At 61.4% G+C, this 20851-nt stretch carries 18 protein-coding genes; 12 read left to right on the plus strand and 6 right to left on the minus strand.

All coding sequences use genetic code 11. From position 1 onward, the window contains the following. Window positions 1-101 precede the first annotated feature (101 nt). From DMX06_RS13110 to DMX06_RS13130, 4 genes are all read right to left on the minus strand, one after another. Entirely contained in the window at window positions 102-2498 is a 2397-nt protein-coding gene (locus DMX06_RS13110; protein ID WP_110737674.1) for a TonB-dependent siderophore receptor, read from the minus strand. An 82-nt stretch (window positions 2499-2580) separates the two neighbouring features. Continuing rightward, window positions 2581-3579: a FecR domain-containing protein gene (locus tag DMX06_RS13115; protein ID WP_181427820.1), complete on the minus strand. Its 999-nt coding sequence runs from the start codon at window positions 3577-3579 to the stop codon at window positions 2581-2583. Continuing rightward, window positions 3576-4082: a sigma-70 family RNA polymerase sigma factor gene (locus DMX06_RS13120; RefSeq protein ID WP_110737679.1), complete on the minus strand. Its 507-nt coding sequence runs from the start codon at window positions 4080-4082 to the stop codon at window positions 3576-3578. The genes DMX06_RS13115 and DMX06_RS13120 overlap by 4 nt, the downstream gene beginning before the upstream one ends. Window positions 4083-4247: 165 nt before the next feature. Further along, window positions 4248-5165: a LysR family transcriptional regulator gene (locus DMX06_RS13130; RefSeq protein WP_110737681.1), complete on the minus strand. Its 918-nt coding sequence runs from the start codon at window positions 5163-5165 to the stop codon at window positions 4248-4250. A gap of 125 nt (window positions 5166-5290) precedes the next feature. Between DMX06_RS13130 and DMX06_RS13135 the strand changes: the two genes are divergently transcribed. From DMX06_RS13135 to tcuB, 8 genes are all read left to right on the plus strand, one after another. After that, window positions 5291-6049 (plus strand): 5-oxoprolinase subunit PxpA, encoded by a 759-nt coding sequence (locus tag DMX06_RS13135; protein ID WP_110737683.1) that lies wholly within the window; start codon window positions 5291-5293, stop codon window positions 6047-6049. A gap of 94 nt (window positions 6050-6143) precedes the next feature. Next, window positions 6144-6389: an acetyl-CoA carboxylase gene (locus tag DMX06_RS13140; protein ID WP_110737685.1), complete on the plus strand. Its 246-nt coding sequence runs from the start codon at window positions 6144-6146 to the stop codon at window positions 6387-6389. 10 nt (window positions 6390-6399) lie between these two features. After that, entirely contained in the window at window positions 6400-7773 is a 1374-nt protein-coding gene (locus DMX06_RS13145) for an acetyl-CoA carboxylase biotin carboxylase subunit (RefSeq protein ID WP_110737687.1), read from the plus strand. Continuing rightward, window positions 7770-8642, plus strand: coding sequence for a 5-oxoprolinase subunit B family protein (locus DMX06_RS13150; RefSeq protein WP_110737689.1), 873 nt, complete (start codon window positions 7770-7772; stop codon window positions 8640-8642). Before DMX06_RS13145 ends, DMX06_RS13150 begins: the two co-directional genes overlap by 4 nt. Beyond that, a complete protein-coding gene (locus tag DMX06_RS13155) occupies window positions 8639-9613 on the plus strand; it encodes a 5-oxoprolinase subunit C family protein (RefSeq protein WP_110737691.1) in 975 nt (324 codons plus the stop codon). The genes DMX06_RS13150 and DMX06_RS13155 overlap by 4 nt, the downstream gene beginning before the upstream one ends. Window positions 9614-9904: 291 nt before the next feature. Next, window positions 9905-10825 carry a LysR family transcriptional regulator gene (locus DMX06_RS13160; protein ID WP_110737693.1) on the plus strand — a complete coding sequence of 307 codons (921 nt, stop codon included), beginning with the start codon at window positions 9905-9907 and terminating at the stop codon, window positions 10823-10825. Window positions 10826-10972: 147 nt separating this feature from the next. Beyond that, entirely contained in the window at window positions 10973-12427 is a 1455-nt protein-coding gene (gene tcuA, locus DMX06_RS13165; protein WP_110737695.1) for an FAD-dependent tricarballylate dehydrogenase TcuA, read from the plus strand. Then, window positions 12408-13589, plus strand: a complete 1182-nt coding sequence (gene tcuB / locus DMX06_RS13170; RefSeq protein ID WP_110737697.1) for a tricarballylate utilization 4Fe-4S protein TcuB — start codon at window positions 12408-12410, stop codon at window positions 13587-13589. The genes tcuA and tcuB overlap by 20 nt, the downstream gene beginning before the upstream one ends. Window positions 13590-13649: 60 nt before the next feature. On the opposite strand, the gene DMX06_RS13175 is transcribed toward tcuB, so the two are convergent. Next, a complete protein-coding gene (locus DMX06_RS13175) occupies window positions 13650-14543 on the minus strand; it encodes a LysR family transcriptional regulator (RefSeq protein WP_016714082.1) in 894 nt (297 codons plus the stop codon). Window positions 14544-14690: 147 nt separating this feature from the next. Here DMX06_RS13175 and DMX06_RS13180 point away from each other — a divergent pair, with 147 nt between their 5' ends. From DMX06_RS13180 to DMX06_RS13195, 4 genes are all read left to right on the plus strand, one after another. Continuing rightward, the gene (locus DMX06_RS13180; protein WP_110737700.1) at window positions 14691-15770 is read left to right on the plus strand and encodes a 4-oxalomesaconate tautomerase; all 1080 of its coding nucleotides are present in this window, start codon (window positions 14691-14693) and stop codon (window positions 15768-15770) included. A gap of 73 nt (window positions 15771-15843) precedes the next feature. Further along, window positions 15844-17157: a C4-dicarboxylate transporter DctA gene (dctA, locus tag DMX06_RS13185; protein WP_110737702.1), complete on the plus strand. Its 1314-nt coding sequence runs from the start codon at window positions 15844-15846 to the stop codon at window positions 17155-17157. Window positions 17158-17280: 123 nt separating this feature from the next. Continuing rightward, window positions 17281-18585: a CitMHS family transporter gene (locus DMX06_RS13190; RefSeq protein WP_110737705.1), complete on the plus strand. Its 1305-nt coding sequence runs from the start codon at window positions 17281-17283 to the stop codon at window positions 18583-18585. 59 nt (window positions 18586-18644) lie between these two features. After that, complete coding sequence (locus DMX06_RS13195; protein WP_110737707.1) at window positions 18645-19898, plus strand: OprD family porin; 1254 nt, start codon at window positions 18645-18647, stop codon at window positions 19896-19898. Window positions 19899-19940: 42 nt separating this feature from the next. On the opposite strand, the gene DMX06_RS13200 is transcribed toward DMX06_RS13195, so the two are convergent. After that, a complete protein-coding gene (locus DMX06_RS13200) occupies window positions 19941-20840 on the minus strand; it encodes a DMT family transporter (protein ID WP_110737709.1) in 900 nt (299 codons plus the stop codon). Window positions 20841-20851 lie beyond the last annotated feature (11 nt).

Genomic DNA, 20851 nt, shown 5'->3' on the forward strand with positions numbered 1-20851 from the left:
CGGAGCCATCGATTTCCAGGCGTGCAAATTGCCCTTGGTTTTGCAGCCGTTAATACTGGATTGAAACCGATGGCCCTGGCTCAGCCCGTAGCGTGCGAACGTCAGAAGTTGTACTTGATACCCGTCATGATGTTTCGTGGGGCACCGTACATACCGTGGTCGCCGGCATAGCTGAGGTATTCACGGTCGAACACGTTGTTCAGATTGACTGACGCACTCAGATGCTGGTTGAAGTCGTAGCGAGCCAGGAGGTTGGTGACGGCGTAGCTGCCCTGGGTGAAGGTGTGCAGGTCGGCACCGGTCTTGCTCTGCCAGTTCACACCGCCGCCGATGGTGACCTTGTCCAGAATGCCCGGCAGGCGATAGCTGGTGAAGGTCTTCAGACTGTGGCGGGGCAGGGTGGTAACGATACGCTGGTCGTCAGCGTCGGTACTGACCGCGTAGGCATAACCGGCGGAGGCTTGCCAGCCTTCGGCCAGTTCTCCGTCCAGGGTGAATTCAGCGCCCTTGGTAGTGGTGCCCTGTTCGGACTTGTAAGTGTTGCCGCCTGGGGTATCGATCCAGATCGCCAGGTTGTCCTGCTCGATCTTGAACAACGCGACGCTGGAGTTCAGCTTGCCGTCGAAGTGGCTGCCCTTGACACCGACTTCATAGCCGGTGCCCTCCATCGGGTCCAGTGGCTTGTTGTTGATGTCGCGAACCCAGGACGACTGAGGATTGAAGATTTTCGTATAGCTGGCATACAGCGACCACGTATCGTTGACGTCATACACCACACCGGCATACGGAATGTAGACGCCGGTTTCCGACTCCTTGGTCTTGGTGTGTTCAGCGTTATAGGGTTTATCCTCGATGTCGCGCTGCCAGTCGATCACGCGGCTGCCCAGCAAGATACTGAGATCGTCGGTGGCGTGCAGGCGCGTGGCGAGGTAGGCGGCGTATTGGGTTTCGTCGACAGTGGATTTGCCCGTGACGTCGAATTGCGGTTTCACCGAGGCGCCGCTCCAGTTCAGCAGGTTGTCGATCGCACCGGCCGCAGAGCCGGAATAGTCGTATTTCCAGCCGCCGTAGCTTGGCACGTTCTCGTAGTAGTTGGACAAGGTCACGCCGGCGATCAACTCGTGCTCGCGGCCCAACATACTGAATGGGCCAGTCAGGTAGGCATCGATATTGTTCTGGCGCGGGATACCGGAGAAGCGCACGGGTAACTGCGTGGTGCCACTTCCGTCCGGGTTGAGGCTGCCGTTGACGTAGTTGAAGACTTCATCGAACTTGTTTTCGGAGTGGGTGAGTTCGATCTTGCCGCTCCAGCCATTGGCGAACTGCTGCTCGATGGAAGTGAAGAAGCTTGTTTGTTCGTGGTCGTTGTATGACCAGGTTTGAGCTGAATTGAGCGAGCGTTTGAGGTTTGTGCGAGAGCCGTCGGTGAAGCGGGTCGGCAGGCCGGAGCGCATGGGGGAGTCGACGTCTGTGCGTTGATAACTGAAGCCCATGGTCAGCAGGGTGTCTTCAGTCAGGTCGAACTCGGTAATGCCGTAGATCAGTTGCGAGTCCTGCTTGTAGCGGTCGACCCAGGACTGCTCGGTCTTGAAGTCGGCGACCAGGCGCCCGCGTACGTTGCCGGTTTCGGTCAGCGGGCCGGACACATCAAAGCCGGTACCGTAGCGGTCCCAGTTGCCGGCTTCAGCGGTGACGCTGGCCTGAGCCTCGGCGGTCGGACGCTTGCGGATCAGGTTGATTGTCGCTGAAGGGCTGCCCAGGCCGCTGATCAGGCCGGTAGCACCACGCACCACCTCCACACGGTCATACATGGCCATGCTCTGGGTGTAATTGTCCATGCGCTTGACGGTGGGCACGCCATCGATTTCAAAGTTCTGGATCTCGAAGCCCCGGGAGAAGTAACCGTCGGATTCGGCACCCTGTCCGTCGCGCAGCACGATGATGCCTGGTGTGGCATCGAGGGTATCGCTGAGATTGGTCAGGCGCTGGTCATCCAGGCGCTGGCGGGTCATGACGGTCAGTGACTGCGGGGTTTCCTTGGGGGTCAGGTTCAGACGGGTCGAGCTGCTGGATGAGTAGGTGGTGTAGAGTCCGGTGCCCTCTGTAGTCGACCCGGGAGCCTTGCCCGAAATGGAAATGCTCTGCAGCTCCAGGGCGGCAGGGGCCGGTGCGCGCTGGAGGGTGTATCGCCCATCCGGCTGGCGAACCGCAATCAGTTGGCTGCCCTCGAGTAGCGCCTGTAAAGCACCGTGGACCGTGTAATCGCCACTCAAGCCAGGGCTGTTTCGCCCGGCAATCAACTCATTGGGAAACGACAACAACAAATGGGCTTGCTGGCCCAGTTGATTGAGCGCAGCGCCCAGTGGCGCCGGGGCAATTTCGTAGTGCTGCATACTGCTATCGGCGGCTGCCCAGGCTGGCGATGAAGTGGCGAGCAGGACCGCTGCGGTAGTGGCGAGCGAGGTTACGTAGTAGGAGGAAATACTGCGGTAATGCATGTGAAGTTTCCCGATGATTTTTGATGTATGGCCTATGAGTCTCGCCAGAAATCAAAACGGCTCATCGAGGACGCAAAAAACTTCAAACGTTGGCTGGCGAGGGGCGCAAGTTGACCCACAGGCGAGTGAAACGCTGTACATCCAGTTTCAGTGTGTGGGCGACGGCATCGATGATTCGATCGCTGTCTGCCAGCGGATAGGTGCCCCATACGCGCAGATTGGCCAAGGCGGCGTCGCACCCAAGGTGTCCATGACGATACCGGCCAAGTTCATCGAGGAACGCCTGAAGCGGTTGGCCGTTGGCGACGATCATGCCTTCGGCCCAGGCGGGAGTGGATGCTTGCATTGCCCCCTGATCGAGCATCCCGAGTGGCCCGAAACGCGCCAGCTGCCCGGCTTGCAGGGTAGTCCAGGTGCCGGCTTGAGTCGGGATGACGTCAAGCGAGCCACGATAGACCGCCAACTGGGTTGAGCCATTGTCAAACTGCCGCATCGTGAAACGCGCCGAGGACGCCTGCGCCCGAACCTGAGCGGTTTCGATTAACAGCGCCGGGCTCAAGGCGGTGTTGACCAAGACCTCGCCGCTGAGTAATCGCAGGTGCCAGCGATGGTCAGCCGCGCGAGCATTAATCGCACTACGGGTATTGAGTTCAAGCGACAGATCCGAGGCCAGTGCAATACGTCGCTGCTCGCCCACGCCCGTGGAGTAGTCGGCACTCATGCGCGATACCAACTCGCTGTCTCGACTCAACCAGGCACCGCTACCTGCAGCCAACAGCAAGGCCAGGCCTTTGATTGCTCGACGCCTGCTCAGCCCTTCTTGCGAGGGAATCAACAGGGCCTGTCGGGCGAGGTCTGGATCGCCTTGGGTGCGCAAGGAATCGAGCTGCGCCCCCAACGCCAAGGCTTTTTCCCAGGCCAACTCATGCAAGGGGTGTTCACGACGCCATGCCATGAAAGCGGCCTGTGCGGATGAATCGAAATTGGCCTCCTGCATATCGAGCCACCATTCCATCGCCTCCTCGCACATTTTCGGCGATAGCGAGGGTTCTCGGCCAAAGGCGTTGGCGGTGATAGTCATTGCAGCGACTCCGTCACCAGCATGCATCGCGCACCCGCCTTGATGATATGGCGCTTGACGGTAGCGATTGAAATACCCAACCGCTCGGCAATATCTGCGTGGCTGAGCCCATCGAGTTGCGACCAGAGAAAAGCTTTTTTGACGGCGACATCCAGTTCGCACAGCGCTTCGTCGAGTCGAACCAGCGTCTCGAAAATAATCAGCTGGGTCGCCAGATCCGGCAGCACGCTCTCGTCTTCGGCCTGGAGCGCCTCCAGATAGGCTTTTTCCAGGCGTGCGCGGCGGTAGTGGTTGGACAGGACACTACGTGCCACCTTGGCCAGAAAAGGCCGAGGCTGGCGGATTTCGAGCGCCTCGTTGCTGGCCAACAGACGCATGAAGGTGTCCTGCATCAAATCAGCGGCGCGGTGTGAGCAGCTCAATTGCCGATACAGCCAGCTACGCAACCAGCGGTGTTGCTGTTGGTAGAGAGCAGTGAGCTGAGCGGTATCGATGGATGCCATGAGTTGCCACGGAATTAGTGCAAATGAGACTTAGTATCATATGGGGTTAATTGGGTAGCGACAAGAATGCAGTCGGACGGAAGTGCCATCCATGTTGGCGATGTCGTCAGCCCCCCAGGCACGAGTGGCCGTGAAATCCTTGCTGCCAATAGGCTTTCGTTGCTTTCAGCGCCGTGCGGAAAGTTGTTGCGGCGCCAAGAAGGCGTCGTGGAAGTAATTGTGGAACGCGTGCATCGCCGGGCTGAACTCCCGCGCGCGATGCCAGGCCAGGCCGACGCTCATGGGGGTGACCTTGTCGGAGATGGTCACCGTTTCGATGCGTTTACCCTCCAGCGACCAGGGGCGGTGTACCAGGTCGGAGAGGATTGCCACGCCGCTGCCGTTGGCCACCATGCTGCGCACCGCTTCCACAGAGCTGGTGCGGATTCGCACGTTGGGCTGCTGGTGGGCATGTTCCCAGTAGCGCATGGCGCTTTGTTCGGCTTCGTCGACGGTAAGCAGGATGAAGGGCTCCTGTGTGACGTCGGCAAGGCTCACGGCCGAGCGTTCGCACAGCGGGTGATGGCTGGGCAGCCACAGCCGGCGCTCGGAATTGAACAGGGTTTTCGAGACGATGTCCGGGTGGGTCAGGTTCGAGGTCAGCACCACCGCCATGTCGAATTCGCCTTCCAGCAGGCCTTGCTCGATGGCCTGGCGCTCCCGTTCGTGCACTTCGATGGCCACGTCCGGGTGCCAGTGTTCCAGGCGTTGCAGGTGATGGGGCAGGAAGTAGCCGATCACCGTGTAACTGGCCGCCACCCGCAACAGGCCGGTGGCGCGAACGTCCGGCAGCGGGCTGTTGAGGGCATCGTCGACGCTGCGCAAGATCACGTAGGCCCGATTGAGAAAGTGCCGTCCGGCATCGGTCAGGCTCATGCCCTGGGCCGAGCGCTGGAACAGTAGCGTGCCGAGCATGCCCTCCAGTTCCTTGATCGCAGTGGTCACCGCCGACTGGGAAATATTCAGATGAATCGCAGCTTGGGAGATTTGCCCGATCTCGGCCGTGGCGACGAAGTAGCGAACCTGGCGCAGGGTCAGTGACATGAACACTCCGCTTGATGGGTATCTGATTTTCAGAAGATATCCCCTCAGATAATAGATCTTCCCAAGGGGGGTGGTTGGAACCTAACGTGCTCTGCATGAAGTCACAAGCGTCAGGAGCACGTGTCATGCAGGCAGTAGATTTCAATTCGGACATGGGCGAAGGCTTCGGTCCGTGGACGATCGGCGACGGGGTCGACAACGAACTGATGGGCTTCATCAGCTCGGCCAACATCGCCACCGGTTTCCATGCCGGCGACCCCGGCACCATGCGTTGCACGGTCGAGCAGGCCAAGCGTCTGGGCGTGGCCGTCGGTGCCCATCCGGGCTTTCGTGACCTGGTCGGGTTCGGCCGCCGCCACATCATTGCATCGGCCCAGGAGCTGGTGGACGACATGCTGTATCAGCTGGGCGCCCTGCGTGAGCTCGCCCGAGTTCAAGGCGTGGCCCTGCAACACATCAAACCTCACGGTGCGCTGTACATGCACCTGGCCCGGGACGAAGAAACGGCGCGCTTGCTGGTAGAAAACCTGCAGCGCCTGGAGCCTGAACTGCTGCTGTATTGCATGCCCGACTCGACGATCTGGCGCATCGCCAAGGAGCTTGGCCAGCCAGTGATCCGCGAGTTCTACGCCGACCGCGAATACGACATCAGCGGCTCCATCGTCTTCACCCGCAATGTGCGTGCCTACGACCCCGCGCAAGTCGCTGCGCGGGTACTGCGTGCCTGTCAGCAAGGCGTGGTGCGCACGGTGGAGGGTAAAGACCTGGCGATTGAGTTCGACTCCATCTGCTTGCACAGCGATACACCCGGTGCCCTGGCACTGGTCGAGGCCACCCGCAAAGCGCTCGATGGCGCGGGGATCGAGGTGCGCGCACCGCGATAACGCAACCGAAGACACCTGGCACGCAGACGCCAGGGTTTGCTCGACACACAGATTTTTTGCCTGCCTTTCTACAACTATTCCAAGAGGAACAGACATGGCGCAGCACACAGTCATCACCCCATTGCCGGGGACGTTCTACCGCAAGGCCACCCCGGAGTCGCCGAACTACGTCGAGGCCGGTGCCAGCGTCAGCGCCGACACAGTGATTGGCCTGATCGAGGTCATGAAGCAGTTTTCCGAACTGACCGCGGGTACGGCAGGGCGTCTGGACGCGTTTCTGGTCGAAGACGGTGATCCGGTGGAGCCGGGTCAGGCCATCGCTACACTCGAAGACGCGTGAGGGCACGACCATGACCCAAGGCATTGGTAAACTGCTAATCGCCAACCGTGGCGAGATCGCCGTGCGGATTATCCGTGCCGCGAAAGCGCTCGGGATTCCAACCGTGGCGGCGTGCAGCGAAGCAGACGTCGATTCCCAGGCCGCGCGCATGGCCGATGAAGTGCATATCCTCGGCCCGGCCCGCGCTGACAAGAGCTACCTCAATGTCGAGGCCTTGCTCGATGCCCTGAAGGCCACCGGGGCCAACGCGGTGCACCCCGGTTACGGCTTTCTTTCGGAAAACGCCGAATTCGCCGAAGCGGTACTCGCGGCTGGCGCGATTTTCGTCGGCCCAAGCCCCGAGACCATCCGCCGCATGGGTGACAAGGCCGAAGCCCGGCGCACCGCACAAGCGGCGGGCGTGCCGGTGGTGCCCGGTTCTGCCGATGAACTGTTCGATGTGGAATCGGCGGTCGAGGCCGCCAGTTCCGTCGGTTTCCCGCTGTTGATCAAGGCCTCGGCCGGAGGCGGTGGACGCGGCATTCGCCTGGCAGAAAACCCGCAACAGTTGCGCGAAGAATTCCCTCGTTCCCAGCGCGAAGCCCAGGCCGCCTTTGGCAATGGCGCGGTGTATCTGGAACGCTTCATCGGCAAGGCCCGGCATATCGAAGTGCAGGTGTTGGGCGACGGCAAGCAGGCGGTGCACCTGTTCGAGCGCGAATGTTCGCTGCAACGCCGTCGCCAGAAGATCTTCGAAGAAGCGCCGTCGCCGGTCCTCGATGCGCGGCAGCGCGAGGCCCTGTGCGCGAGCGCCGTGCGCCTGACCGAGGCGCTGGGATACAAGGGCGCCGGCACCCTTGAGTATCTGTACGATGACGCCACCGGCGAGTTTTTCTTCATCGAGATGAACACAAGGATCCAGGTGGAGCATCCGGTCAGCGAGCTGATCACCGGTATCGATCTGGTCCAAGCCATGTTGCGCATTGCCGGTGGCGAGCCACTGGGACTCAAGCAAGGCGATATCGAGATCAACGGCGCAGCCCTGCAGATGCGCCTGAACGCCGAAGACCCAGCGCGGGATTTCTTCCCAAGCCCAGGGCTGGTGCAAGCATTGAACTGGCCACAAGGCGAGGGCGTGCGTGTCGACAGCCATCTGTATGAAGGCTACCGGGTGCCGCCATACTATGACTCGCTGCTGGCCAAGCTGATTGTTCATGGTCGTGATCGCGCCGAAGCCCTGGCCCGCGCGCGACTGGCGGTCGAGCAGACCACGCTCACCGGCATGGCCAGCACCTTGTCGTTACATGGCGAACTGCTGGAGCAACCCTGGTTGCACACCGCCGACTTCCACACCGGCACTTTGGAAACCTGGCTGGCCGAGCGCCGCAGTGGAGGTGCAGCATGAGCAGTCCGATTCGCTACAGCTTTGGCGCCGACGAACATCTGTTTGCCGAAGTCAGCGACAGCATGTCCCTTGAAGCCTTCTTCAAGGGCATGGCGGTCACCCGTGCGGTGGAGCGTCTGGCCCTCGATGGCGTGCTCGACGTGTGCTTGGCCAACGCCTCGTTCCAGATCCGCTTTGACCCGGATCGCATCGCGCCGGCCGATCTGCTTGAAGCAGTGAAGGGGGCCGAGGCCCAGGCCGTGGCCGAGCGTACCCTGCACACCCGGATAATCGAGATCCCGGTGCTCTACAACGATCCCTGGACCCACGAAACCCTGATGCGCTTTCGCGACCGCCACCAGGACCCGAATGCCACGGACCTGGAGTACGCCGCGCGCATCAACGGCTTGGCCGACGTCGAGGCGTTCATCGCCGCCCACAGTGGCGCGCCGTGGTTCGTTTCGATGGTGGGCTTCGTGGCGGGCCTGCCGTTCATGTTCCAGATGGTCGACCGCGAACGCCAGTTGCAGGTGCCCAAGTACCTGCGACCGCGTACCGACACGCCGAAATTGACCCTGGGCCATGGCGGCTGCTTCGGTTGCATTTACTCGGTACGTGGCGCGGGTGGTTACCAGATGTTTGGCGTCACCCCGGCACCGATCTACGACCCGCAGCAGAACCTGGCGTATCTGAAGGAACACATGGTGTTCTTCCGTCCCGGCGACATCGTGCAGTTCAAGCCGATGGACCGCGATGCCTATGACCACGCCGTGGCCGAGGTCGAAGCCGGGCGCTTCGATCTGCGCATCCGCCCCGTGGAGTTCTCGCTCGATGCGTTCCTCGCCGATCCGATCGGTTATCCCAAGTCGTTGCAGGAGGTGCTGGCATGATCAAGGTGCTCAAACCCGGCCTGGCCACTTCGGTGCAGGACCTCGGCCGCGAAGGCTACTACCATCTGGGTATCCCGCCTTCCGGGGCGCTGGACCAGTACGCCCTGAGCGCGGCCAACCAGCTGGTGGGCAATCCGGCCAATTCGGCGGCGCTGGAGTGCACCTTGCTGGGACCGGAGCTGGAGTTTCAGCAGGACGCCCTGGTGGCGGTATGTGGTGCGCAGATGACGCCGAAGGTCGATGGCGTGGACATGCACTTGGACACCGCCTTTGAAGTGAAGGCCGGACAAGTGCTGCGTTTCGATTTTCCCAAGGCTGGCGCGCGGGCTTATCTGGCGGTGGCCGGCGGTATCGATGTGCCGGTGGTGCTCGGCAGTCGTTCCACCTACGCGCTGGGGGCGCTGGGTGGTTTTCAGGGGCGCAGGCTGGTGATGGGTGATGAACTGCCGGTAGGCACCGCCAGCGGCAAGGGGCGTGTCGGGGCGAGTCTGCCCATGGCGTTGCGTCAGTCGCTGGGAGGGGAGATCACCCTGCGGGTGGTGCCGGGGTTGTACTACGAGCGCTTGACCCTGGCGGCGGCGGACAGCTTTTTTGCCGAAGCCTGGACTGTCGGCTCGGAGGCAGATCGCATCGGCTATCGCTTCAAGGGTGGCAGCCCGCTGAGCTTCCAGCCTCGCGAACAGCCGTTCGGCGCCGGCTCCGATCCTTCGAACATCGTCGACAGCTGCTACCCGATCGGCTCGATCCAGGTGCCGGCAGGGCTCGAGCCCATCATCCTGCACCGCGATGCGGTGTCCGGTGGCGGCTACGCGATGATCGGCACGGTGATCAGCGCCGACCTCGACCTGGTCGGCCAGATGCAACCCAACCAGAAGGCCCGCTTCGTCGCGGTGACGCTGGAAGAGGCGCTGCAAGCTCGACGTTCCTACAAGAAAAAACTCAGTTGTCTGAGTAAGCTGTTCCCTTCGTGATGCAGTCGATTTAGTAGGGTTTAGCTGTTACACCTGCACGGGAAGTCGCCGAGCGGCGATCAGGCAAGGTTAAAACAGGCGAGGAACGGTCGGAGTCGCGCATGACTTGGCTGGAGGCCCTGGCCTTCTCGGTTTGCTTATTACCTGGTTGGTCGCGGGGAGAACATGCGGCGAGTGCAGGTGCGTGCTTTTGTTGAGTGGATTCAAGCGCGGGTTGAGGCTTGACCGCCCACGCGGTTCAAATACGTTTAACATGCTCAAGGCCCGCCCCCGTCGTCGAAAGGGATTCGTATGGAGTTACGTCAGCTTCGCTACTTCCTGAGTGTTCTGGAGTACGGCAGTCTTGGCAGGGCGGCGGTCGAGCTCGGGGTCGGCGCCTCCGCACTGAGCCAGCAATTGTCGAGGCTGGAGAGCGAGGTGAGTACCCGGCTTTTGACACGTTCCAGCACCGGCGTCGTGCCGACGGCGGCGGGCCTCGCCTTCGAATACCATGCGCGCCTGGCGCTTCGCCAGGCAGAGCATGCTGTGCTGGCGGCACAAAGCGGCCGCATGAGCGGTTACGCCAGCGTGGGGTTGGCTCCGACCACCGCATCGATTCTTGGCCTGGCGTTGATCGACAGGATGCGCGAACGCTATCCCGATATCCGCCTGCACCTGGTGGAAATGTTGTCCGGTTATCTGATGAACCAGCTCAATGCCAGGCACCTTGACCTGGCGGTGCTGTTCCAGGCTGAGGCGGGGCCGCGACTGGAAGTGCAGGCGCTTCTGACGGAGCGGCTGTTCGTGCTGGTTCCCGCCACGCTGGTCAAAGCCGAGTGGGGCGAGTCGCTCACGTTGCAACAGATCGCGACGCTCCCTTTGGTGATGCCCAGCGCACAGCATGGTCTGCGCACGACATTGCGCTCGATTTTCGAAGGGGCTGCGCTGGAGGCCCGCATCGTCATGGAAGTCGATGGTTTGTCGCTGTTGATGGATTGCGTGTGCGCGGGGCATGCCGCCACCATCCAGCCCGGCGCTACGGTGGCCCGGGCGCATCAGGCTCGCTTGCGTGTGTTTGCAATCGATGAAGCACAGGCGCAACGTCGCAATGTGATTGTCAGCCTGAGCGATGACGAGCTCTCGCCGGCAGCGTTGGCAACGCGGATCGTACTGCAGGAGGTCGCCAGGGATCTGGTGAAACAGGGCCGATGGCCTGGAGCCCGCCTGCTTTGACCCAGCCTCTGGGCCCACTCATCCAGCCCCTTTAGAAAAACTGAATGCCTCCCCCCGACGATCGCGTTTCGCACCCTCCGGGCTCTCATTAAAGTCCGTGGTCACAAGGAGCAGCCGAACATCGGCTCTTCGTGATCTGGAGGCGATATGATCGATGTGCTAGTCATTGGAGGGGGCAACGCCGCCCTGTGTGCCGCGCTGATGGCGCGAGAGGCCGGAGCCAGCGTGCTGCTGCTCGAGGCCGCACCTCGCGTCTGGCGTGGTGGCAATTCACAACACACGCGTAACCTGCGGTGCATGCATGATGGCCCGCAGGACGTATTGGTCGAGGCGTACCCGGAAGAAGAGTTCTGGCAGGACCTGCTGAAGGTCACCGGTGGCCAGACCAACGAAAAGCTCGCGCGCCTGGTGATTCGCGCGTCCTCCAGTTGCCGCGGGTGGATGCGCCGTCATGGTGTGCATTTCCAGCCCTCACTATCGGGCGCGCTGCACACCGCTCGGACCAATGCCTTTTTCATGGGCGGCGGCAAGGCGCTGGTCAATGCCTACTTCCGCAGTGCCGAAAACCTTGGCGTACAGATACGCTACGACACACCGGTAGCCGACATCGAACTGGAGCGCGGACGCTTCGTTGCGGCCCGTGTGCCGCCACGTGAGGTTGAAGGGCAACACCTGCCCGCCGAGCGCATCGAGGCGCGTACCTGTGTGCTTGGCGCCGGCGGCTTCGAGTCCAACCGTCAGTGGTTGCGCGAGGTCTGGGGGCAGAACGAGCGAGGGGAGTGGCCTTCGGACAATTTCCTGATCCGTGGCACGCGTTTCAATGACGGGGTGCTGTTGCGCCGCATGATCGAACAGGGCGCCGACACGATTGGCGACCCGACCCAGGCGCACATGGTGGCGATTGATGCCCGCGCGCCGCTATACGATGGCGGTATCTGCACGCGCATCGATTGTGTATCGCTGGGCGTGGTGGTCAACCGCGACGGTCAGCGCTTCTACGATGAAGGCGAGGATTTCTGGCCCAAGCGCTATGCCATCTGGGGGCGCCTGGTGGCGCATCAGCCTGGGCAGGTGGGATTCTCGATCATCGACCGCAAAGCCTTCGGGCGCTTCATGCCACCGGTTTTCCCGGGCGCCACCGCCGATAGCCTGGAGGCGTTGGCCGGCCTGCTCGGTTTGCCTGTGCAGGCCTTCCTCGAAACCGTGCATGCCTACAACCGAGCCTGCCAGGTGGGCACTTTCGACCACACCCGGCTGGACGACTGTCACACCGTAGGCCTGGAACCGGTGAAAAGCCACTGGGCGCGCCCGATCGATACACCGCCTTACTACGGCTACCCGCTGCGCCCTGGCGTGACCTTCACCTACCTGGGGTTGCGCACCGATGAAACAGCCGCCGTCCATTTCGATGGCTGTCCCAGCCCGAACCTGTTCGTTGCTGGCGAGATGATGGCGGGCAATGTCCTGGGCAAGGGCTACACCGCAGGTGTCGGCATGTCCATCGGCACCGCATTTGGCCGTATCGCCGGGACCAGTGCTGCCGCAGCGGCGGGTTACGAACATCCAGAAAGTGAGAACCGCCATGACCGCGCAATCGCCTGAACCAGGCCAGCCTGATGCCTTCCGGCCGGCCCTCGAACTGATCCCGGCCTTGAACCTGGAAGAGCAGGAAGTGGACCGGCAAATGCGGATCTGCAACGCCTGCCGATACTGCGAGGGCTTTTGCGCGGTTTTCCCGGCGATGACCCGCAGGCTGGAATTCGGCAAGGCCGACATCCACTACCTGGCCAACCTGTGCCACAACTGCGGTGCTTGCCTGCACGCCTGTCAGTACGCACAGCCCCACGAATTCGCAGTCAACGTGCCTCAGGCGATGGCCAAGGTGCGTGGCCAGACCTACGCCGAATACGCCTGGCCAACCCTTTTCGGGCGGCTGTATCGGAACAACGGCACTTATGTCGCCAGTGCCTTGGCAGTGGCCTTGTCGCTATTCCTGCTGCTGGCGTTGTGGGCCAATGGCACGCTGCTACCCGGTCGGCTGGCGGGTAATTTCTATGCGGTCTTCCCGCACAACAACCTGGCGCTGATGTTCGGTAGTGTCTTTGTCGTAGCTGGTGTGGCCCTGGCGGCGGCGGTTCGTCGTTTCTGGCATTCAGTCTCGCCTGCCGAGGCGCTGGCGCAACCGGCCAAAGGGGCAGTGTTCGAGGCATCGAGTGCGGTGTTGACCCTGAAGTACCTGGATGGTGGGCATGGCCAAGGTTGCAACAACGCCGATGATCGTTACACGCTCTGGCGCCGACGCTTCCATCACGCCACCTTCTACGGCTTCATGTTGTGCTTTGCCGCCACGGTGGTCGCCACCGGGTATCACTACCTGCTGGGCCAGCAGGCTCCGTACCCGCTGCTGAGTGCCCCGGTGATGCTCGGAGCACTCGGTGGTATTGGCTTGATCGTCGGGCCGGCCGGGCTTTTGGCGCTGAACCTGCGCAGGGCGCCGGAGCAGGGCGATGTTGCCCAGAGGCCCATGGATCGGGGCTTCATCCTGCTTCTACTGCTGGTCAGCGCCACGGGCCTTGCGTTGCTGAGCCTGCGTGACACTGCAGCGATGGCGATTTTGCTGGCGATCCATTTGGGTACCGTGATGGCGCTTTTCATCACGCTGCCCTATGGAAAGTTTGCCCATGGCCTGTTCCGCGGCGCGGCACTGCTGAAGTTCGCGATCGAGAAGCGCCGGCCCGGCGAGCTAAGTCTGGGAGGGGAGTGAGCCATGGACGCAGCCGGTTTTTCCCCTGTGCCGCATCGCGTGAAACGCCAGGCGTTTCGCTTAACGGTTGGGCCACTTGTCCAGCAGGATCGACACGAACTTCTCCGCTGCTGGCGACAGCGACGCCCCTCGGCGATAGACCAACCCCAGGGTGCGGGTGACCTGGGGTTCGATCAGCGGCACGCTGACCAGCGTCGGGTGGTCGGCGTTGGGCATGGCCAGGCTGGGCATGGCCGACACGCCCAGCCCTGCCTCGACCATGCCCAGCGAGGTGGACAGGTGCTGAACCTCATAGAACCACTTGGGCCGCAGGTTGAGCCCGGACAGGGCATGGTCCAGAAGCATCCGGTTACCGCTCAGTCGGCCTACGCCGATCAGGCGGTAGTCGGCCAGCTCTGTCCAGGTGACGGCTTCACGGTTCGCCAGCTTGTGGTCTCGGCGGCAGGCCAGAACGAAATGCTCCTGTACCAGGGAGACGAACTCGATGTCCGGGTGCTGGCCACTCATCATGTTGATGCCGAAGTCGGCTTCACCCCGCAGCACGGCTTCGAGCCCGTCGTTGGCGCTGAGGTCCAGCAGACGAATGCGGATCTTTGGGTATTGCTCGTTGTAGTCGCGGATAACCGACGGCAGGAAATAGAACGCCGCGGTCGGGATACAGGCGAGGGTTACCTGGCCGGTCTGCCGTTCGGCGAGTTCGCGAATGCTCAGGATCGAGTCCTCGAAGTCATCCAGTAGGCGCCTGGCCTTGGGCAGGAAGTCACGCCCGACGCTGGTAAGGCTGACCCGACGGGTAGTACGTTCCAGCAGCGAAGTGCCCAACCCTTCCTCAAGCTTTTTAATCCGCCGGCTCAGGGCGGGTTGCGACAGGTGCAATGCTTCAGCGGCTTCATGGAAGCTGCCGAGTTCGGCGATTTTCACGAAAGATCGTATGTCTTGTAACTCGTATTCCATCTCGGATCGCTCTTTGGCCCTGGTTCTGTATTGATGCTTGAATCGGAATAATAGCTACGATATTTGCATTGGATTGATTTATCCATCCCTGTCAATCTTGTGTCCACAGCATCAATGATGTCCATTGATTAACAAGAGTGCGAAATCATGCAACGAATTCCTTGCGTACTCATGCGCGGTGGCACCTCCAAGGGCCCCTTTTTCCATGCATGGGACCTTCCTGCCAATGTGGTCGAACGCGATGAATTGCTGATCAACCTGATGGGTTCCGGGCATGAACTGGAAATCGACGGCATCGGTGGCGGTAGCCCGCAGACCAGCAAGGTAGCAATTGTCAGCCCCTCGCTGCATGCCGACGCCGATGTCGACTATCTGTTCGTCCAGGTCATGGTTGCCCAGCGCCGCGTCGATACTGCGCCCAACTGCGGCAATATGCTTTGCGCCGTTGGCCCGTTCGCCATCGAACAGGGCCTTGTCAAAGGCCAGGATGGCAAGACTTTGGTGCGTATCCGCAACCTGAACACCGGCACCTTCGTCAATTCGCTGGTGGAAACCCCCGGCGGCATCGTGCGCTACGAAGGCCGTACGGCGATCGATGGCGTACCGGGCACTGCCGCTCCGGTGCACCTGACCTTCCTCAATGCGGTCGGCAGCAAGACCGGCAAGCTGTTCCCCACTGGCAAGGCCAAGGATGTGATCGATGGCGTAGCGGTCACCTGCATCGACATGGCCATGCCGATGATGGTGGTAGAAGCCAGCCAGCTGGGTGTCAGCGGCTCGGAAACCCCGGCCGAACTCGATGCCAACGTCGGTCTGCTCGAGCGCCTCGAGGCGTTGCGTCTGAAGGCCGGCAAGGCCATGGGCCTAGGCGACGTTAGCGGTATGGTCATCCCGAAACCGGTGCTGGTGTCCAAGCCCCGCTATGACGGCACTTTGCAGGTTCGCTATTTCATGCCGCACAACTGCCACCGCGCCCTGGCTATCACCGGAGCGATAGGGCTGGCGACTGCCTGCGTCAGCCCAGGCACAGTCATCGGCGAACTGCTGGGCGAGGGGGCCGAGCAACTGGCCGAGGTTCGCCTTGAACATCCAAGTGGCGGTATCGATGTTGCGCTGTCACGCAGCGGTGCCGATGGCAAGACGATTCAGGCTTCGGTGGTGCGAACGGCCCGGCGGCTGTTCTCAGGCTTCGTTTACGCCCCTACATTCCGCAGGTTGGCGGGGTAGGCCCAGAGCGGTAGCCAGACCTGTACATTCGCAACAAGCGCATCCGCACAATTTCAATAATGGGTGATGCCTCATGAGACTTGCCAAATCGCTGTACTTCCAGATCCTCTGCGCCGTCCTGCTGGGCGTGGTGGTCGGTCACTTCTGGGCGCAACAGGCCGTTGCGCTCAAGCCACTGGGTGACGCGTTCATCAAGCTGATCAAGATGATGATCGCGCCGGTGGTCTTCTGCACCATCGTCACCGGTATCGCCGGCATGACCGACAAGCGCTCCCTCGGGCGTTTGATGAGCAAGACCCTGCTGCTGTTCCTGGTGCTGACCGTGGCCAGTCTGATGATCGGCCTGGCAGCGGTTTACCTGTTCCGCCCTGGGGTCGGCATGAACATCGACCCGGCCACGCTCAGCACCGAGGGGCTTGGCCAGTACGCCGCGTCTGCGGCGAAGCTCGGTGTTGTCGACTTCTTCATGCATATCATTCCCGACACCTTCATCGGTGCATTCAACAAGGGTGAAGTGTTGCCGGTGCTGTTTATCGCGGTGCTCAGCGGTTTTGCCCTGTCATCCATGGGCGAGAAGGGCAAGCCGGTACTCGATGTGCTGGAATCTGCTTCGACCATGGTGTTCCGCATCTTTGGCTACCTGATGCGTTTCGCCCCGGTCGGCGCCTTCGGTGCGCTGGCCTTCACCGTCGGGCAGTACGGCGTGACGTCCCTAGGCGCATTGGCCAAGCTGGTTGGTACGCTCTACATCGCCTGTGCGTTTTTCGTGCTGGTGGTGCTCGGTGGCATCTGCCGTGCCCACGGCTTCAGCCTGTGGAAGCTGCTGCGCTATTTTCGCGAGGAGTTTCTGGTGGTGCTCGGCACCTCGTCCACCGAGCCCGTGCTGCCACGCATGCTGGAAAAACTGGAGAAGCTGGGCTGCAAGAAAGGCGTGGTCGGACTGGTGCTGCCAACCGGCTATTCCTTCAATCTCGACGGTACGGCCATCTACCTGTCGCTGGCGGCGGTGTTCATCGCTCAAGCCTGCAACATCGATCTGAGCCTCGGTCAGACGGTGACCATGCTGGCGATCATGCTGTTGTCGTCAAAAGGTGCAGCGGGTGTGACTGGCAGTGGCTTCGTTGCGCTGGCCTCGACTTTGACCGTCATTCACGACATCCCGTTGGCAGGGCTTGCCTTGCTGATCGGTATCGATCGCTTCATGTCCGAGGCGCGTGCCCTGACCAGCCTGGCCAGCAACGCCGTGGCCACCGTGGTCATCTCGCTGTCGGAAAATGCCTGTGACCGCGAAACCCTGTTGCGCCGGCTGAACGGTATTGCAGTTGCACCCGCCGAGGCGGGTGCGGTACCTGCCGAATGGTCTGCCGAGCCTCGGCATCACGGCTGAAAGCCTCTTCCACTTCCCATCGTTGACTTAGAATCCCACTCAGCATCCCGGCGATGCCGAGTGGGGTAGGGGGCCGTCTGCCTTGCCGATGGCCGCAACAGAATAAAAACAAGAGATAAGACCATGCTCGCACTCCTGGGCCTGATCATGGTGGTGACCTTCACCTACCTGATCATGAGCAAGCGCCTGTCGCCTATCGTTGCGCTCACCGTGGTACCCATTGTCTTCGCAGTGATCGGCGGCTTCGCGCCTGAACTGGGCAAGATGATGCTCGATGGCTTGAAAATGGTGGCGCCCTCGGCAGCGCTGTTGCTGTTCGCCATCCTGTTCTTCGGCCTGATGATCGATGCCGGGCTGTTCGACCCGCTGATCCGCAAGATCCTCAAGCGTGTCAATGGCGACCCGGTCAAGATCGCCATCGGTACCGCGCTGCTGTCGCTGCTGGTGGCGCTCGACGGTGACGGCACCACCACCTACATGATTACCTGCGCAGCCATGCTGCCGCTGTACAAGCGTATCGGCATGAACCCGATGATCCTGGCAACGGTGTCCATGCTGTCGCTGAGCATCATGAGTGGCATGAGCCCCTGGGGTGGGCCGGCGACCCGGGCCATTGCCGCGCTCGGGCTGGATGCGACCGAGTATTTCATCCCGATGCTGCCGACCGTGATCGGCGGTGCGGCCTGGGTGGTGTTCACCGCCTTCCTGCTGGGCCGTGCCGAGCGCCGACGCATCGGCAACATCGCCCTGGAGTCGGGGGGCGGCAACTGCTACATCAAGGAAATTCTCGGCGACAACCCGCACAAGCGCCCACGCTTGGCCTATGTGAACCTGATGCTTGTGATTGCCGTCATGACAGCTCTGGTGATGGGCGTCATGCACTCCGCACTGTTGTTCATGATCGGTTTCGTCGCGGCGCTGATGATCAACTACCCGCAGCTGGAGCTGCAGAAAGAGCGCATCCTCGCTCACTCGGGCAACGCCATGACCGTGGTACTGCTGGTATTCGCCGCAGGCATCTTCGCGGGAATCTTCTCGGGCACCAAGATGGTCGATGCGCTGGCGCAGACCCTGGTCGACTGGATTCCCGAGGCGTGGAGCCACTGGTTCCCGCTGGTGGTGGCGCTGACCAGCATGCCACTGACCTTCGTACTGTCCAACGACGCCTACTACTTTGGCGTGGTGCCTATCCTTGCCAACGCTGCGGCCGCCTACGGCATCGACCCGGTTGAAATCGCCCGCGCCTCGGTGCTGGGGCAGCCAGTGCACCTGATGAGCCCGCTGGTAGCCTCGACCTTGCTGCTGGTGGGCATGGTCGATCGCGACATCGGCGACTTCCAGAAGGCCACCGTGAAATGGGCGGTGCTGACATCGCTGGTCATCACCGCACTGGCCTTGGTCACGGGTGCCTTGTCCTTCTTCGTCTGATCTGTCCAGGGCGCCGTTGGCGCCCAACCTCACCCAAGAACAACAACAGAGTATCGAACATGTCCCGAACTGTTTTCCGTGGGGCTACTTGTGGCCTGCTGTGCGGCTGGCTGCCTGTGGCCGGCGCCGCCGGATTCATCGACGACGGCAAGCTCAAGCTGCAGCTGCGCAACGTTTACTTCAACGAAAACTTCCGCGACGAACAAGGCATGAGCGCCCGCGCTGCTGCAAATGCAAAGAGCGAGCGGGTGGAATGGGCACAGGGGGTTCTGCTCGACTACCAGTCAGGGTTCACTCAAGGCCCGCTGGGGCTGGGGATCGATGCCCTGGGGCTCGCAGGCTTACGGCTCGATTCGGGCCGCGGGCGCAGCGGTACCGGCTTGCTGCCGGTGCATGACGATGGCCGTGCCGCGGACGAGTTCGTCAGTGCCGGGGTGACGGCCAAGGCGCGACTGGGGCAGACTATGGTCAAGCATGGCACCTTGTTGCCGAAGACGCCGGTGCTGGTCTACAACGATGCGCGGTTGTTGCCGCAGACCTACCAGGGCACGCAGCTGACCAATACCGATGTCGATGGCCTGACCTTGACCGCCGGCTACCTGGACCGCTTCAAGCAGCGGGATTCCTCCGACAGCACGGGCCTGTTCCTGGATGGCTACAGCGGCGGGGAGTCTGGCAGTTTCAGCTTTGCCGGGGCCGACTATGCCGTCAGCAAGCAGCTACGCATGAGCTATTTCCACAGCCAGCTCGAGCACTTCTACCGCCAGGACTACATCAGCCTGGTACACGACCTGTCATTGGCTGGCGGGGTTTTCACCACCGACTTGCGCTATTTCAAGAGCCGCGACAGCGGAGCCGCTCATGGTGGCGAGATCGACAATGACATGTTCAGCGGTCAGCTGTCCTATATACACTCCGGGCACACTATCGGTGCCGGTTACCAGGTGCTCGACGGCGAGGCCGGGTTGCCATACATCAGCGGCGCGACGGTCTATTCGTTCAGCAATGTGGGCATCGGCAAATTCATCGAGGAGGAAGAGAAAACCTGGATGGCGAGCTATGCCTACAATTTTGCAGCGGCCGGTGTCCCCGGGCTCACCTTCATGGCGCGCTACCTGAGCGGGGACAACGGTCGCTCCGCTGGCGACGGGCTAAGCGAGTGGGAGCGTGATGTGGAAGTTGCCTACGTGGTGCAATCCGGGCCTGTGAAAGGGTTGGGCGTGAAACTTCGTAACTATGTCTACCGTTCTGATTTTTCCCGAGGTCGCGACAGCAACCGGATCTATCTGACCTACGATATAGCGGTTTGGTAATGGCGGCAGCGCTCGCTCGCCAGGTGCTGGCAGATAAACGAATCACGCTCCGCACGGCTGTGGCGCTTTCCTGCCTAACCGGATCAGCTCGTTGGAGAAACACAGTCCGCTGAGGATCAAACCTGCGCCAAGGTACAAAGTGTCTCTCGGCACCTCATTGAGGATCAAGAATGCCAGTAGCGCGGCAAACAGCGGTTCCGTCAGTTCCAGTGCCTGAACTTGCGATGGTTTCAGATACTCGATGGCCTTGGTGGTACAGAAGAAGCCGAGGATGGTCGGCAATGCGGCCAGAGCCAGCAATGCAATGACCGCCGCCATCGATAGCTCTGCGATGATGAACCCGTCGGTCGCAGCCGGCATCAGCAGATAAAGACTGCCGAAAAACAACAGTTGCCGAGTGAAATGCAGCCCTCCGGAAACGCCCATGCGCTTCATGGCAACCGAAAATGCGCCATATCCGCAGCCTCCGATCGAAGCGAGCACTGCGCCTTGCAGGGTGAAGCCTTGTTCCAGGTCAGCGCCAAAAATCACGGCAATACCGGCTATCGTCAATCCGGCGCCTACCGTCGCGTTGGCGGTAATTGGGTCTTTGAGGATGATCCGCCCCAGCAAGATCGAAGAAATGGAGGCGCTTGCCATCAGGATCACCACGACGCCGGCAGCGGCGTAATGGCTGTAGGCCAAGGTTTCAAAGTGGAACAGCACAAAAATGCCGAGAAAGGCGCAAACGGCGGCAGGGAGCCACTTGGCCGTATGCACGGGCCGCTTGAGGAACATGAGCAAGGCTGACAGCAACAGGCAGCCAAGTACGGTTTTTATCAGGGCGATGCTGCTGGAGCTGAATCCACTGTTCATCAACACTTTGCTGAGTACGCCGATGGTTGCATTCAGTGCAGCGGCGCACAGTGCAAAGACGACCCCTTTGCCGAAACGAGATTGCATCAGTACATTCC

This window comes from Pseudomonas mosselii (genome assembly GCF_003205295.1).
Classification (GTDB): Bacteria; Pseudomonadota; Gammaproteobacteria; order Pseudomonadales; family Pseudomonadaceae; genus Aquipseudomonas; species Aquipseudomonas mosselii_B.

Coding starts and splice junctions, on each gene's coding strand:
- DMX06_RS13110 (WP_110737674.1), bottom strand. CDS start 2,498: ATGCATTACCGCAGTATTTCCTCCTACTACGTAACCTCGCTCGCCACT.
- DMX06_RS13115 (WP_181427820.1), bottom strand. CDS start 3,579: ATGACTATCACCGCCAACGCCTTTGGCCGAGAACCCTCGCTATCGCCG.
- DMX06_RS13120 (WP_110737679.1), bottom strand. CDS start 4,082: ATGGCATCCATCGATACCGCTCAGCTCACTGCTCTCTACCAACAGCAA.
- DMX06_RS13130 (WP_110737681.1), bottom strand. CDS start 5,165: ATGTCACTGACCCTGCGCCAGGTTCGCTACTTCGTCGCCACGGCCGAG.
- DMX06_RS13135 (WP_110737683.1), top strand. CDS start 5,291: ATGCAGGCAGTAGATTTCAATTCGGACATGGGCGAAGGCTTCGGTCCG.
- DMX06_RS13140 (WP_110737685.1), top strand. CDS start 6,144: ATGGCGCAGCACACAGTCATCACCCCATTGCCGGGGACGTTCTACCGC.
- DMX06_RS13145 (WP_110737687.1), top strand. CDS start 6,400: ATGACCCAAGGCATTGGTAAACTGCTAATCGCCAACCGTGGCGAGATC.
- DMX06_RS13150 (WP_110737689.1), top strand. CDS start 7,770: ATGAGCAGTCCGATTCGCTACAGCTTTGGCGCCGACGAACATCTGTTT.
- DMX06_RS13155 (WP_110737691.1), top strand. CDS start 8,639: ATGATCAAGGTGCTCAAACCCGGCCTGGCCACTTCGGTGCAGGACCTC.
- DMX06_RS13160 (WP_110737693.1), top strand. CDS start 9,905: ATGGAGTTACGTCAGCTTCGCTACTTCCTGAGTGTTCTGGAGTACGGC.
- tcuA (WP_110737695.1), top strand. CDS start 10,973: ATGATCGATGTGCTAGTCATTGGAGGGGGCAACGCCGCCCTGTGTGCC.
- tcuB (WP_110737697.1), top strand. CDS start 12,408: ATGACCGCGCAATCGCCTGAACCAGGCCAGCCTGATGCCTTCCGGCCG.
- DMX06_RS13175 (WP_016714082.1), bottom strand. CDS start 14,543: ATGGAATACGAGTTACAAGACATACGATCTTTCGTGAAAATCGCCGAA.
- DMX06_RS13180 (WP_110737700.1), top strand. CDS start 14,691: ATGCAACGAATTCCTTGCGTACTCATGCGCGGTGGCACCTCCAAGGGC.
- dctA (WP_110737702.1), top strand. CDS start 15,844: ATGAGACTTGCCAAATCGCTGTACTTCCAGATCCTCTGCGCCGTCCTG.
- DMX06_RS13190 (WP_110737705.1), top strand. CDS start 17,281: ATGCTCGCACTCCTGGGCCTGATCATGGTGGTGACCTTCACCTACCTG.
- DMX06_RS13195 (WP_110737707.1), top strand. CDS start 18,645: ATGTCCCGAACTGTTTTCCGTGGGGCTACTTGTGGCCTGCTGTGCGGC.
- DMX06_RS13200 (WP_110737709.1), bottom strand. CDS start 20,840: ATGCAATCTCGTTTCGGCAAAGGGGTCGTCTTTGCACTGTGCGCCGCT.